Origin of the sequence: Parapedobacter sp. ISTM3 (assembly GCF_016533505.1) — a bacterium.
GTDB classification, from domain to species: Bacteria; Bacteroidota; Bacteroidia; order Sphingobacteriales; family Sphingobacteriaceae; genus Parapedobacter; species Parapedobacter luteus.
The window spans coordinates 131,165-145,695 of record NZ_JAENGN010000011.1; the positions used below are offsets into that span (position 1 = coordinate 131,165).

The following is a 14,531-nucleotide window of genomic DNA, read 5'->3' on the forward strand; positions in this document are numbered from 1 at the left end:
TAGGCCTGTTTAAGACTCATAAATTGGTTTCGTGAAAGGCAAATCATAAACGTTCCCTGGCGATAAAAGCCGTGCAAAAAGGTAGCTGCAACTTTTATCGTTAAATAAACACTTATATGTCTTTGTTGTTTTTGGCTTAAGCAGCCAATTATCGTCTAACTTGGTAGAATAACTCTAAAGCTATCAAATATTAAATACAATTCAATAAAAAAGACTGTTAAAAGCTCCCCAGGGACAGCCAGCACACCTCCACTTCATGGGATTTTGATAAAAAAAGCAGAGCGACCTTTTTCGCCGCTCTGCTCAAATAAGTCAGGATAATCAAAGTGTAATTTTCGCAGGCTGTGTATACAGGTATTCGGCCACGCCACTGGCTTTCACGCCAATCCGGGCAAATAGGTATCCCTTGCTGGCCAAAGCAGCCGGTATAGACACGTTTATGCGGATGGATTGACTCAAATCGGTGATGTCCCCTGCTACAAGTTCTGAACGGGCAGCATGGTTATTCTGATCCACAATGATGGTTTGCCCTAAATAAATGGCTACACGTTCCAACTGCCGCGAACTGTTGACCTGTCGAATCGTGAAGGTTCCGATGATCTCATCACCATGCTGTTGGAAGGATTCGTCAGTTATGACGAAATACGGGTCGATTGGCACGTCTATCGAAGCCGTTCCCCGCAGGTTTACATCGATGGAGTCGGTATTATCCACCCATGGCCCATTTCCCCGCAGCAGCACCAGCTTGTAGTTGCCGTCAAATAGACGCGCGGAAAACGAACCGTCCTGATTGACATAAACCGGAATTTTGGAAAATAGGTCATAGCCATGCTGCCAAAGTTCCAGTTCAACTCCGCCGGAACGCAAGCCCACCGGTTCCCCTTGATAGACCACCCGTCCGGTTAGCATTGACGTTGGAGCATCGTAATTGTCTTTTTCGCATCCGACGAACGCGAGGCAGGCGAAAAGAACGAAATATAAATAGCTACTTGCTTTCATGATGTATTGAATTAATGGAATGGATTTCTAACGATCTTGGGATTATTATTAATCACGGATTGGTCGATAGCCGAATAATAATTGCCCATCTGGAAAAAACGGGGTGCCCTAAAACGCGGAGCCACCATCTTGACGAACACGTATTTTCCATCCCTGGCCGCATCGCCCGGCCGTACCACGCGGTATGGATATAGTGCATATACCACAGCATCAGGGTTGCTTGCAGTGCCGTTCCACACTTCATGGGCAATCCGCCAGCGCTTGAGGTCCCACACCCGATGGTCTTCAAAAGCCAGCTCGACACGCCGCTCATTGCGTATCCGCTCTAACCCGATGGTCGCTGCTGTAACACTATTTTCGGGGAAACCGGCCCGCTCGCGCAACGTACTTAAGTAACCGGCCGCCTCGCCGGCCAAACCCAGTTCGAACGCTGCCTCGGCGGCATTCAGATAGATCTCACCCAAGCGAAACCACACCCACCATACGTCGCTCCGGATGCCACGTGTACTGGTACCCGGGCCGGAATCTAAATATTTGCGTAGGTAAAATCCGGTATTGGAAACTTCTTGGATAGAGCGATGTGGCCCGCCAACTGCTGTCAGCGTCCCTCCGTCGCCATTGGGATAATTGTTGCCGCCCCAATCCGATCCTAAATCCGATCCTTCGATTGTCTGGTACGAGTTTGTCCCTGCATTCCATACCATCACGCCGGCCTGCATTTCCACGGTTAAGCCCTTGAAAGCGGCTCCGGGATAAATCACCGTTCCATATAGCCGACCGTCTTTGTTGGCGAAAATATCGGTCACTTGATCGTAATAGATAAAATCACTGTTATCCGGGGTGCGGGTTTTCAGTTCGCCGGCCGAGCCATCCAGATACTCGTAGCTTTCCACGAGGTTCAGTGAAGGTGTCACATTGGACGAACTTAAGTTATCCTCGCGGATGCTGCGCGGGATATTGTCATACGAGAAGGCATGTCTTTTATCTTTGGAAGTCAAGAAATCCCAAGCAAAAATCACTTCGGGATTTCCGGCTTTCTGAACAATAGCCTCGTAGAAGTTCTCACCCGGATGGGGATTATTTTGGTACAGGGAGTAGGCACCACTGGTAATGATTTCCTCAGAGGCTTCCAGCGACCGCCGGTAGTAGTCAGCCGCACGATCGGCCGGTATCCCCACTTCCCCGCCGGGCGTTGTGATTGGACCGCCCATCAGGTTGTTGTATTTGGCTATGGAAGCTGCATAAAGCATCGCCCGGCTTTTCAAGGCCAACGCGGTGTATTTATTCGCTCTCGTTTTGCTGCCTTCGTTGCCGAGGTGGTCTTTTATGGCATCCAGCTCATCGGCAATGAAGTCATAGACTTCGGCTTCTGCCGCGCGTGGTGTTTGCAGGTATGCCGGGTCATCGCTGTAATTAAATATCAATTGAGTAGTAACCAGTGGTACACCGCCCATGCGCTTGACGAGCTCAAAGTAATTGTATGCTCGCAGGAAACGCAGCTCGGCATTGAATTGTGTCTTTTCTTCGGCACTTAGCGCTGTCCCGTGCGTTTCAATATTCTCCAATGCGTGATTGATATCGCGTACCAAGCTATAATTCCATATCCGCCAACGGTCGAATGGATAGGTGACAATGTTATTTCGCCCTTCCTCATTGGAAAATCCAGACCACATTGCATCATCATAGTCGGCCATCCGGCGCCATTGCGCCTGCCGTTCTTGGTTGATGTCAATGGCGTTGCGGTCCTGATCGGTCAATCCCATATCGGTTGGCAAGCGATCGTACAAGTTGGCCAATATCCCAACTAACTGTCTGGGATCATTCCATACCTGCTCTTCCAGTATAATGTTCTTCGGTTGCCGTTCCAGCCAGTCTTTCTCACAGGAGAGGAAAGCGAAAGACAGGGTACTAAGCATGATGAACTGATATATTCGTTTCATGGCAATCAAGTTTATAGCGATAAATTAAAACCAAAGGTGTAAAGCCGTTGTTGAGGATACACCAGCCCATTCGTACTGGCGATTTCCGGATCGATCTCGAATTTGCCAACGTTGTCAAGTGAGAAAAGGTTGGTGCCATTGGCAAAGATCCGCAACGCAGAAATTCCGACCCGCTCGAGGAGCCCACGGGGAATTGCGTATCCCAATTCGAGATTTCGCAACCTGAAGTAGCGCACGTTAGTGACCCAGAAATCACTCCTCCGATAGTTGACATGCGTGTTGAGATCCTTGCGGAGCGCTGGGTAAGTACCGGGAATCCATGCACTGTTGGGGTCATAAGGATCTTCCCGCCGCCAATGGTCTTCCGCAAATAACCGCAGTAGATTGCCATTGTTCTGGAAAGGGAATTTAAGTTCCCAATCCCTGAAAAACGTCTGCATTCCCGCGCCGACGAAATCGAACGCTAATGTGATACCTTTCCAGCCGATGCTGCCATTGATACCATAATTTATATAAGGCTGTGCGCCCTCGGCATAACCAATGGGTGTCACATCCAAGTCATTGATGATTCCATCTCCATTGACGTCTTTAAAAACGAGGTCTCCCGGAAGCAGTGTCCGATTGCCCTGTCCGTCTATATTGATGGGATGGTTATCAATTTCCTCCTGCGATTGGAACTGTCCAACGACCTGATAGCCCCAATTTATCCCCGTAGCTAGTCCTTGTGCATTGACGCCGGTCCAACGATCCTCAATTGATCGGCGATACTCATCGTACGAATTGCCAAACCGGGGCTTATAAGTACTCAGGCTCCGTAGCCGGGCCAATGTTCCATTCACACCGATGGAATACTGCACATTGCCCACTTGGTCTCTCCAACTGATCATGCCGTCCATCCCCCGGGTAGCGTCTGAATTGAGGTTTTCATTGGGCAGGGTGTAACCGACCTCACTGGGCAACAGCACGTCATAACGGGCTGCCGGCAGACCGGTTCGCCGACGCTCAAACAAGTCGAACTGGCCGGTAAGCTTTCCAAACACGGTAAAATCAAGACCGACGTTTCGCGTCTGGTTGGTGACCCAGGAAAGCGTGGTAATGGGCAGCCCCCGTGATCGCAGGCCGTTGACAAAGTTACCGTCTAATACGGCGTTCCTTCCGTCGTTGACGCCCGTACCCGCGTAAGTAAAACCAGCAAGGTAAGCAAAAGGCGAAAGTCCCATTTCACTACCGGTCTCCCCGTAAGAAACGCGTAATTTGAAGTCGGTCAACCACCCACCGAACCGGTCCTTGGCAAACCGCTCTTCGCTGAGCCGCCAACCGAGTGAGATGCCAGGAAAAAAGCCCCACCGGTGTTCGGAAGCATAAAGGAATGACCCGTCATAACGCCCCAGTAACTCCACGAGATACTTTTGCCTGTAGTTATAATTAACCCGGCCAATATAGCCAGCCCGCGCTTCCACCGCCCATTCATCTGCCAGGTAATCCTGCTCCGCGAATGACATGATCGGAATGTAATTGTTGGACGGTACGGTATGGATGACATTCCGAGCATTTTCGTTGTCTGACCGCTCATAGGCTGCCACCGCTGATAGTGAATGGTCGCCAAACTGCTTATCGTAGCTCAACTGGAACTGTGCAAACCGGGCAACAATATTACGTTTGTGTTTTTCCCGCCAGGGGTTCTGGTTGCCAAAGCCCGGACGGGTAAAATAGGTGTCGGTTTCGGCATCATACAGGTACGCATCGTAGGTATACTCAAAGCCGTCGAGATCCTCGTTGGTAAAATTATACGAGTACAGCCCTTTCGCTGTCAAACCGAAGTTAAAATCATACTGAGCCGTGAGGTTGACGTTCATAGCCCGCCACCAATGGTCGACATAACCCGTAACATCGCGCCGATAGGTGGCCGGATTCACGTTGACGTTGTGGGTCTGATGGATATAATTCGGGTTGTCATTCGCGTAAGGGCTTTCGGTAGGCCACATGCTGAATACGCTCAGCAACGGATTGAAATAGTCATCCAGTCCCGGCACGCCTACATTGAGACGTTTTTCCACCCGCGCACTAATCTGCGTACCGACTTGGAGTCCCTTCGCGAGGTTGCCGTTGACATTTGCTTGCAAATTTGTTCGATCGAACGAAAAATCACGGATAATGGCATCCTGGTTAATATGGCTGAGCGAGATATAGTAGTTGGAACGCTCGGATCCACCACTGGCATTGGCACTCAGGTAATATTGCGGTACGTTGGGTCGCATGACAATATCGAAGTAGTCATAACTTTGGTATCCCCTTTCCGTACCGGCTTCCCATTTCGCCAATTGATCCGGCGAGTACAGCAGCGCAGGATCCTGCCCGAAGTTCTGTGCAGATTCCAATAGCCCACGGATGTACTGCCCTGCATTGGCGGGCCGGGGGAAGCGAGTAAAATTCTGCATGCCATAGTAGCCTGTCACGTTAATGGACGTCGTCTCATTCCGCCTTCCTTTCTTAGTGGTGATCAATACCACGCCGTTGGAAGCCCGCAATCCGTATACAGAAGCCGAAGCATCTTTCAGTACGGTGATGCTCTCGATATCTTCCAGCCCTAAGTTGTTGAATATATTCTGGCCAGACACACCTGAATTAAAACCAAATGAGGTAGTGCCGTCGTTCGTACTGTACGGCACGCCGTCGATGACGTACAGCGGATTACCCAGGTTGCGGATCTGGATGTTGGCGCCATTGCCCGGCCTCGAATCCGTGGTGCGCGCTGTAACGCCGGGGACTTTTCCCACCAGTGCACTTGTTGCCGCAACAGCCGGCGTCCTGACGAGATCTTCCGATTTGATAGTACTTACTGCCCCCGTAATCGAAGCCTTCGTCTGTGTGCCGTATCCAACGACAACGACCTCGCTTAGTTCCTCACTGCTCGTTTCGAGCTGTACATTGATGGTTGTCCGGCCGTTTACGGGCACTTCCTGCGTGCCGAACCCCACGTACCTAAACACCAAGGTACCGTTACCGCTCGGTAACCGAAGTGTATAGCCGCCTGCTTCGTCAGTCGTAGCGCCATTATCGGTGTCTTTGAGTACCACGCTCACCCCTGCCACGGGTTTGCCTTCGGCATCTGTTACGACACCCTTTACAATAAATTCCTGGGAATACGCTTGGGTATAACCTCCAAACATCATAAAAAAGACCGCACTCAAGTAGATCAAGTGCCAAGAACGTGTCTTCGTTGGTTTATATTTGTTCATAACTAGTGATTTATTGATTGGTAAATAATCGATGATTCCGGAGTACGGAATGAACGCTATGGGGGCAAACCAAAGAATACTCTTTTCATAACAAATTGGTTAGCATCGATATGCTCGGGAAGCATATAATGTTAAAAAAACACTTATTCACTTAAAAAAAAGTGGCCCTTAGCTTTTAGTTTTTCAATTCCGGCCACCCGGAGTCATCCCAATACAATTGGCTAATGCGCAGTTTGGAGATGCCATTATCATGGCCGTCATATCCATGGAAAACCATATAATCCACATCGTCAAAGGTATAGACTGCATTATGTCCTACCCCATGCCATCGGTCATCTCCAGCAAGCAGCAGCTTGCCACCGCCTGCTGCGAGATCTTCTCCTTGATCATCAACATAAGGGCCTGTCACCGTCTTAGCACGCCCGACGATCATTTTGTATGTACTTTCCACACCTTTGCAACAATAATCAATAGAGGCAAATAAATAGTAATATCCGTTTTTCTTGAAAATGAATGGTGCTTCAATGGGGTTTGCTTGGGTCGATCTGCTGGCAATCGTTGGCAACTGCAGCGTATCGCCGGCTATGTCCATCCGATCGTTGGTAAGCCGGGCGATTTTCAGCCCTCCCCAAAACGACCCGAAAGCCAGGTAGGCTCCTCCACTATCGTCCTCCACCAGATTCGGGTCAATGGCATTCCAGTCGGTCAGGCCGGGATAAGATTGGATCACTTTGCCGCGATCGACCCACTGGAAGCGAGAATCAGTGGGATCCAGCGTCACGTTGGTCGCCAAACCGATACTCGAGGTGTTTTTGCCGAAGGCCGACACCGAATAATACAGGTAATACTGCCCATTGTGATAGCTGATATCAGGGGCCCAGAAGTGGCCCCTGAACGTGGGCACAGCCTGTGTTGTCCATACTGGAGGCTCGGCAAACACCGGCGGTTCGCGCTTCCAGTGTGTCAAGTCGGAAGACGACCACACCGCAATGCCTCGTCCTGTTGCATACAGGTAATAAGTATTTTCGTGCTTGATCAGTACTGGATCATGCACCCGTATTGCAGTATCCGCTTGCTGAGCATGCGTCGGCAATTTGCTCATTAAAATCGCAATTAAGGCAAACAAGGGCCTCATGGCAGTTTGATTTTGAACACGTTAAACGAATAGGGCGCTACCTCCAAACCGGGCTGTTTACGATCAATTTTCACCGTTTTTTCCTGCGGACTCACCGCTAGGGGCTCACTGATTGAATTGGCCCGATCCGGATCGTCGCTGCGCAATTCGATAAGAGCGGCGTTGCTTGGTAGCCGCCGTATCCCGGGCAGTTTCAACCCTAAAGCCGCTGCCGTACCGGCACGATTGACCACCTTGATGATCAATTCTCCCTGGTTTTTATCCAATACGGCCGAAGTGTATAAACCGCGTTGGCCTGTAAGCGGCTGGCCATCGCTCGTTATCGGCACGATGTGGGTTCCTTTATTTGTCGAATACAATTTCTGGACATAGTAATTAGGGGTACCGTAGACATGTAGGTTGTCCACCCAGATGAGATCGGGCGTCCATTGCCAACCGTCTACATGCGCAAACAGGGGCGCATAGGAAGCCAGCGTCACCACGTCGGCGTTACGCTCGACACCTGTGAGAAAGGCGGCTTCAGAAAGCGCGGTCAACCAATTATTCTTGTTGTCGGGGCTCGCTATCCGCACGCTTTGCGCAGCATATTCTCCGGCAAACACTTTCGGCCCATGACGGTCATACCCGTCATACCGACCGGCGTTTTCAAAGAACCAATCGGGGTGGCGGTAGAAATGCTCATCGATGATATCGATACTCATTTTGCGCAATTCACCATTGAGATAGTCAAAGCGTTCACCATTCGGATCGGTACCTGAGCTGGCTACAATGGCAATTTCGGGATACCTGTCCTTAATGGCCCGTCTGAATACAGCAAGCCGCTCGATATACTGCGGCCCCCAGTTTTCATTACCTACGCCAATCATCTTTAGGCCAAATGGCTCAGGGTGCCCCATATCGGCGCGTAATCTACCCCACGTCGAGCTGACCGGGCCGTTGGCAAATTCAATCAAATCCAACGCATCCTGTACAAACTCATCCAATTGTTCGAGCGGTACCACTTCGGCAGAATTGAATTGGCAGGCCATGCCGCAATTTAAAATCGGCAGCGGCTCTGCTCCAATATCCTCGGCCAATTGAAAATACTCAAAAAACCCAAGGCCGAACGTCTGAAAATAATCAGGAGTAGGGCGATGGCCAAACTCAAAATTCCACCGGTTGATAATCATCTGCCGATTTTCAATGGGACCGACCGTCTTTTTCCACTGAAAACGTTGAGACAGGTCAAACCCTTCTACGATGCACCCTCCCGGGAAACGTAGGAAGCCAGGTTTCATATCGGCCAGCATCTGCACCATATCCGCCCGGAGGCCTCCGGGCCTACCCTTCCACGTATCTTCGGGGAAGAGCGAAATCATGTCCAAGTCGATTTCGCCTTTGCCGTCAAACCAAACAGCTAAGCGGGCCTTGGGATCGGTGGCATTTGCCGAGAAGCTGACCGATTGCTTTTGCCATCCCTGTGCACCCTTCGATGGTGCTAACTTCCCCCGTCCGATTACATTTCCAGCGCTGTCTATCAACTCCATCCGCAGTGTAACGCCTGGCTTCCGCTGCCGGTACATTACCGAAAAGTCATACCGCAGCCCTTCCTTTATCCCCATGCCGCGGAAACCTTCGTTGCGCAGCCCCAAACCTTCTGGCCCCACCTTTTCTGTGTTGACACGAAGAAAACGGGGATTTGCCTCCTGTTGCTCCTGCCGGTTGAGCACCACCAAAGCACCTTCTGCCGCCTCGCCCAGCACGCTCCACCCCATCATCGGCCGGAAAAATTCAAATGAGCGGTTTTTGACCAATTCGGCGTACAGCCCTCCATCGGCTCCCATATTGATGTCCTCAAAAAACAGTCCCCACATGGTTGGGTTTACCGGCTTTTCTGCGTTGGCGACATCTACCGTCAACGTGATCGGCTGTGGCAGTGCCGTGGCGGTATATCCCACACAGCACAATATCATTAGTATTTGCTTCAACGCATTCATGATCCGTGTAATGTGAGTACAACAACTGTGAACGGTGCTAACCGCACGTCCAACATTTTGTCCTTCAGCTGAGCATCATTGAACACGGCGGGCTGAATCCGATCCGGGTGCTCGAAGGTATTATGGTCTTTCAGGTCGCCGGACGTCAGTACCCGCCCTTCCACCTTGCCATACGTCTTGTCCAGGTTTACCGTAACCCGCTGTTCTTCGGTTGGATGGATATTGACCAGCGAAATGTGGGTATTACCCAAGCTATCCAACGAAGCCGACACCGACACTGCCGGTACCTCCTCATCGCCAAACTTGTAAACCCCGGTTTGTACTTCCACCGGTATCAGCCTTGCATCTTGATGTACTTTGTACATTTCCATCACATGGTAAGTCGGCGTCAACAACATCTTTTCGCCTTCGGTGAGGATAACAGCCTGAAGTACATTGATGGTTTGAGCAAGATTGGCCATGCGTACGCGCGCTGCATGGTTATTGAAAATATTGAGTGTAATGCCTGCTATCATCGCATCGCGCATGGTGTTTTGTTGAAACAAAAATCCCGGATTGGTGCCAGGCTCCACGTCATACCAGCCACCCCATTCATCAACCACCAAGGCGACGTTCTTGTCAGGGTCATACTTATCCATGATAGCACTATGTTTGCGCACCAGTTCTTCCATATGCCAAGCCGACTTCATCGTCCGGAAATACTGTTCCTCAGAAAAAGTAGTCGACGGCCCTTTGTTACTCCAGTCGATTACAGCGTAGTGGTGCAACGCGACCCCTTCCAAAAGGTGGTGGGGGATATTCTTCATGAGTGTCTCCGTCCAATTATAGTCTCCACTATTCGCTCCTGACGCGATTCGGAAGATCCCCCCCGAATTGTTCCAGTCGGCCATGAACGTCGCGTACCGCCGGTATACATCGGCATAATAGTTTGGCGTCATGTTACCGCCGCATCCCCATGCTTCGTTACCAACCCCCCAATACTTGACATCCCAAGGTTCGTCACGTCCATTTTCACGACGTAGGTCAGCCATCGGACTTCTGCCGCCATGGTTCACATACTGTACCCAGTCTGCCAGTTCTTGCACTTCGCCGGTCGCTACATTACCAGCAAGGTAAGGTTCGGCGCCCAACAGTTCGCACATGTCCAGAAAATCGTGCGTACCAAAGCTATTGTCTTCGGTCACTCCACCCCACCACGTGTTGACGATCGCTGGGCGCGACTCCTTGGGGCCAATCCCGTCCTTCCAATGGTAGGTATCGGCAAAACAGCCTCCGGGCCATCGAAGGTTGGGAATATTTAACTTACGAAGTGCTTCTACCACATCATTCCGAACTCCGGCTGTATGCTGTACAGTGGTATTGTTCTCCCCGACATAGAAGCCGTCATATATGCACCGGCCAAGGTGTTCAGCAAAATGGCCGTAAATATGCCTGCTGATGGTGATGTCAGACGGTTGGTTTGAAAATGTGACGATAGGCTGCTGTGAAAACCCAACCTCGGCCGTCAGACATGTTGCGCCGCACGCCAAAATGCTCACCAGCTGTTTCCTTAAATGAAGTGTCATGGTTCTACGTTAAATTTTGAAATGGTACAATGTAAAGCGCTTGCCCGACTGCCCGAGCCGCGGCATCGCTGACGCATCCGGAATAACAAGGATGTGAGCACCTTCGGCAATGACAATACAAGCGTGGAAGAGAATGCTAAGAAGTAAATAGATAACCAGCATCGTCCTATCAATTTAGTTATAATTGGGCCGCTTTCGGATCAACACGAATCGGTATCACTAAATTCGGACAATTTTAATTAAACGTCAAGAAAACAATTAAAAAAAGTCGCGCATGATTTTTAGACACCGCACAACCTATTCATTTACAGATTTTTAAAATCACATCGAAAGTCTTGATTTTACGCACACAAATCAAGACATGATAAAATAATGTCATTTCCGGACAACATATCACTATAAATTCCGACAATATTTGATGTTAAAAAGCTAATTTATGTCAAACAATCCCATTTGAATCCACTATTATTGCATTAACTTCGAATGGTGAAAACCAAGAATTATGACAAGATACATAAAACAGAGCCGCATCCTTGTTGCGGTAGACTGCATCATTTTCGGATTTGATGGATATGAACTTAAATTGTTATTGATAAAGAGAGGGTTTGAACCGGAAAAAAACAAATGGAGCTTAATGGGTGGTTTTGTCCAATCGGATGAAAAACCCGAAGATGCGGCTTCCCGCGTATTAAAGCAGCTCACGGGGCTGGAAAATGTCTACATGGAGCAGCTCTTAGTTTTCGGCAAACCAAATCGGGATCCTATCGAACGTACGGTCAGTATCACATACTTTGCGCTTATTGATATCAAAAAGTATGAAAAACAACTTAGTGATGATTATCGTGCAGAATGGTTTCCCTTAAACCGGGTGCCTAAGCTCATCTTCGACCACGACGAGATGGTGCAAAATGCAAAGAATAAATTGCGTTATAAAGCAGCATTACATCCTATCCTCTTTGAGTTGCTCCCCGAAAAATTTACCATTCCGCAAATCATGACGTTATATGAACAAGTATATGACGTGGAGTTGGATAAACGCAATTTTACACGGAAGCTACGTTCTACCGGATTGCTCATTAAACAATTAGACAAAGACAAAGAAAACTCAAAAAAAGGAGCTTTTTACTATAAATTGGATAAGGCGACGTATAAGGAAAAATTTACAAAATTCCTGAATTTCGTATCAAATCCTGAATATTAGCCAAACAGACACGCGCAATAAATAAAATTTTATTTCGTTTTGCTTTTAATTGTCATTGATTAAATGTTAATTTGACACGACTAACCAGTTAGCTTTATGGATATCAGTTATGTTATAGGCGTAGATTTTGGAACAGATTCTGTACGTTCTGTATTGGTAAGTACTGCTGATGGCACGGAAATAGCGACATCCGTTTTTGAATATCCGCGTTGGAAAGCGGGTTTGTATTGCAATCCGGCGCAAAATCAATTTAGACAACACCCGCTCGATTACATCGAAGGGCTGGAATACACGATTCGCTCATGCGTGACTCAAGCGGGCAATACCATCGCCAAAAATGTTGTTGGTATTTCGGTAGATACGACCGGTTCTACACCTGTTGCTGTTGACCAGCAAGGGATGCCCCTATCCTTGCGCCCAGAATTTGCCGACAATCCAAACGCCATGTTTGTGCTTTGGAAAGACCACACGTCCGTGAAGGAAGCAGCAGAGATTAATACACATGCCGGGCGATTTGAAACAAACTACCTGCAATATGTAGGTGGTATTTATTCTTCTGAGTGGTTCTGGGCCAAACTTCTCCATATTTTCCGGCAGGATGAACAGGTACGTCAGGCCACCCACTCGTGGGTGGAACATTGTGATTGGATCCCTTTCTTGCTATGCGGCGGGAACCACGTTACTCAAATCAAGCGCGGCGTTTGCTCTGCCGGGCATAAATCATTATGGGCCGCTGAATTTGGCGGATTTCCGCCGAACGATTTTTTTGCTTCGCTGGATCCACTGTTGGACGGGTTTACGGGCAAACTACCTGCCGAAACCTTCACAGCAGCCCAAGGGGCTGGAACCTTAAGTGCATCCTGGGCTGAAAAATTAGGCCTTGCCACCAACGTAGTAGTGGGCATAGGTGCCTTCGACTGCCATATGGGTGCCGTAGGCGGACAGATCGAACCTTACTACCTCAGCAAAATTATCGGTACTTCCACGTGTGATATTTTGGTGGCCCCCAAATCCGAAATGGCGGGAAAATTGGTGCAAGGTATCTGTGGTCAAGTTGATGGTTCTGTCATCCCCGGTATGATTGGGCTTGAAGCTGGCCAGTCTGCTTTCGGTGATGCCTACGCCTGGTTCAAAAACCTATTGATATGGCCCTTGAAAGCACTAATGGGAGGCTTTGACCAAAAGGTTTCGACTGACGTTGCAGAGCGGCTGGAAAAACAAATCTTGGTCGAGCTCAGCAAACAAGCTGCGCTGCTCACGCCGTCAACCGACAGTGAATTAGCGATCGACTGGCTCAACGGCAGGCGTACGCCAGATGCCAACCAGCTATTGAAGGGAGCCATAATGGGCATCGATTTGGCGTCTGATGCACCCCGCCTATTCCGAGCGCTTGTGGAGGCTACGGCTTTCGGCGCGAAAAAGATTGTAGACCGGTTTATCGAACAAGGCATTCCTGTGAAAGGGTTGATTGCGCTGGGAGGAATACCCCGTAAGTCGCCGTTCGTCATGCAGCTGATGGCCGATGTCATCGGCATGCCCATCAAAGTGCATCGCTCAGAACAAACGTGTGCCATAGGCGCTGCGATGTTCGCTGCGACTGCCGCTGGTGTATTCAGCTGTGTAGAAGAGGCCATGCAGCAAATGGGCCAGGGATTCGACATGGAATATCACCCCAACCTCCAGCATACGGCAATATATGCCAAGCGGTATACGCAATATAGCCGCTTTGGTGACTTCATCGAAACGCAAATAACCATTTAAATGACCATGACAAACAACTACGAAGAAATCAGGCAGGCCGCATACAAGCACAATATGCAGCTGCCGCAGTTGGGCCTTGTCTTGTTTACCTTTGGCAATGTCAGCGTAGCCGACCATGCAGCCGGCGTGTTTGCGATTAAACCCAGCGGCGTAGCGTATAACGACCTCACACCTGACAAAATGGTTATCGTCGATTTTGAAGGGGTTACTGTCGAAGGTGATTTACGTCCGTCTTCGGACACGAAAACCCATGCGGTCCTGTATAAACACTGGCCAAAAATCGGTGCCATTGTGCATACACATTCGACGTATGCCACGGCATGGGCACAAAGCCTGCGCGACATCCCCATATATGGCACTACGCATGCCGACCACTTGACAATGGACATCCCCTGCGCGCCACCCATGGCCGACGAAATGATCGCGGGCAACTATGAGTATGAAACGGGATTCCAGATTCTCAACCATTTCGAAGAACATCAGCTCAACTACGAGGAAGTGGAAATGATTCTTGTAGGAAGCCATGCCCCGTTTACATGGGGGAAAACAGCAGAAAAGGCGGTGTACAATAGCGCTGTACTGGAATATGTTGCCAAAATGGCCACGCTCACCGAGCAGATCAATCCGGATGCACCACGATTGAAAGACGCGCTCATTAAAAAACATTTTGAACGTAAGCACGGGCCTGATTCGTACTACGGACAATAGTCAAGCC

Annotated in this window: 9 protein-coding genes; 3 read left to right on the forward strand and 6 right to left on the reverse strand. The window is 49.4% G+C overall.

Features of this window, described 5'->3' with window-relative positions; translation table 11 throughout:
• Positions 1-321 precede the first annotated feature (321 nt).
• The 6 genes from JHJ32_RS15250 to JHJ32_RS15275 all read right to left on the reverse strand — a co-directional run bounded on the left by JHJ32_RS15250 (position 322) and on the right by JHJ32_RS15275 (position 10,854).
• On the reverse strand, positions 322-999 hold the full coding sequence (locus JHJ32_RS15250) for a DUF3823 domain-containing protein (RefSeq protein WP_200121520.1): 678 nt from the start codon (positions 997-999) through the stop codon (positions 322-324).
• A gap of 11 nt (positions 1,000-1,010) precedes the next feature.
• On the reverse strand, positions 1,011-2,939 hold the full coding sequence (locus JHJ32_RS15255) for a RagB/SusD family nutrient uptake outer membrane protein (protein WP_200121521.1): 1,929 nt from the start codon (positions 2,937-2,939) through the stop codon (positions 1,011-1,013).
• Between the two features lie 11 nt (positions 2,940-2,950).
• Positions 2,951-6,178 carry a TonB-dependent receptor gene (locus tag JHJ32_RS15260; protein ID WP_200121522.1) on the reverse strand — a complete coding sequence of 1,076 codons (3,228 nt, stop codon included), beginning with the start codon at positions 6,176-6,178 and terminating at the stop codon, positions 2,951-2,953.
• A 175-nt stretch (positions 6,179-6,353) separates the two neighbouring features.
• Complete coding sequence (locus JHJ32_RS15265) at positions 6,354-7,280, reverse strand: family 43 glycosylhydrolase (RefSeq protein ID WP_200121523.1); 927 nt, start codon at positions 7,278-7,280, stop codon at positions 6,354-6,356.
• 29 nt (positions 7,281-7,309) lie between these two features.
• Positions 7,310-9,289 (reverse strand): alpha-L-arabinofuranosidase C-terminal domain-containing protein, encoded by a 1,980-nt coding sequence (locus tag JHJ32_RS15270; protein ID WP_233632690.1) that lies wholly within the window; start codon positions 9,287-9,289, stop codon positions 7,310-7,312.
• Positions 9,286-10,854, reverse strand: a complete 1,569-nt coding sequence (locus JHJ32_RS15275; protein WP_200121524.1) for an alpha-N-arabinofuranosidase — start codon at positions 10,852-10,854, stop codon at positions 9,286-9,288. Before JHJ32_RS15275 ends, JHJ32_RS15270 begins: the two co-directional genes overlap by 4 nt.
• 502 nt (positions 10,855-11,356) lie before the next feature.
• Here JHJ32_RS15275 and JHJ32_RS15280 point away from each other — a divergent pair.
• The 3 genes from JHJ32_RS15280 to araD all read left to right on the forward strand — a co-directional run bounded on the left by JHJ32_RS15280 (position 11,357) and on the right by araD (position 14,524).
• Positions 11,357-12,055, forward strand: a complete 699-nt coding sequence (locus tag JHJ32_RS15280; RefSeq protein WP_079718016.1) for an NUDIX domain-containing protein — start codon at positions 11,357-11,359, stop codon at positions 12,053-12,055.
• A 96-nt stretch (positions 12,056-12,151) separates the two neighbouring features.
• Entirely contained in the window at positions 12,152-13,816 is a 1,665-nt protein-coding gene (locus JHJ32_RS15285; protein WP_200121525.1) for a ribulokinase, read from the forward strand.
• Positions 13,817-14,524, forward strand: a complete 708-nt coding sequence (gene araD / locus JHJ32_RS15290) for an L-ribulose-5-phosphate 4-epimerase AraD (protein ID WP_370584530.1) — start codon at positions 13,817-13,819, stop codon at positions 14,522-14,524.
• Positions 14,525-14,531: the final 7 nt, after the last annotated feature.

Coding starts and splice junctions, on each gene's coding strand:
- araD (WP_370584530.1), top strand. CDS start 13,817: ATGACCATGACAAACAACTACGAAGAAATCAGGCAGGCCGCATACAAG.
- JHJ32_RS15265 (WP_200121523.1), bottom strand. CDS start 7,280: ATGAGCAAATTGCCGACGCATGCTCAGCAAGCGGATACTGCAATACGG.
- JHJ32_RS15255 (WP_200121521.1), bottom strand. CDS start 2,939: ATGAAACGAATATATCAGTTCATCATGCTTAGTACCCTGTCTTTCGCT.
- JHJ32_RS15250 (WP_200121520.1), bottom strand. CDS start 999: ATGAAAGCAAGTAGCTATTTATATTTCGTTCTTTTCGCCTGCCTCGCG.
- JHJ32_RS15280 (WP_079718016.1), top strand. CDS start 11,357: ATGACAAGATACATAAAACAGAGCCGCATCCTTGTTGCGGTAGACTGC.
- JHJ32_RS15260 (WP_200121522.1), bottom strand. CDS start 6,178: ATGAACAAATATAAACCAACGAAGACACGTTCTTGGCACTTGATCTAC.
- JHJ32_RS15285 (WP_200121525.1), top strand. CDS start 12,152: ATGGATATCAGTTATGTTATAGGCGTAGATTTTGGAACAGATTCTGTA.
- JHJ32_RS15275 (WP_200121524.1), bottom strand. CDS start 10,854: ATGACACTTCATTTAAGGAAACAGCTGGTGAGCATTTTGGCGTGCGGC.
- JHJ32_RS15270 (WP_233632690.1), bottom strand. CDS start 9,289: ATGAATGCGTTGAAGCAAATACTAATGATATTGTGCTGTGTGGGATAT.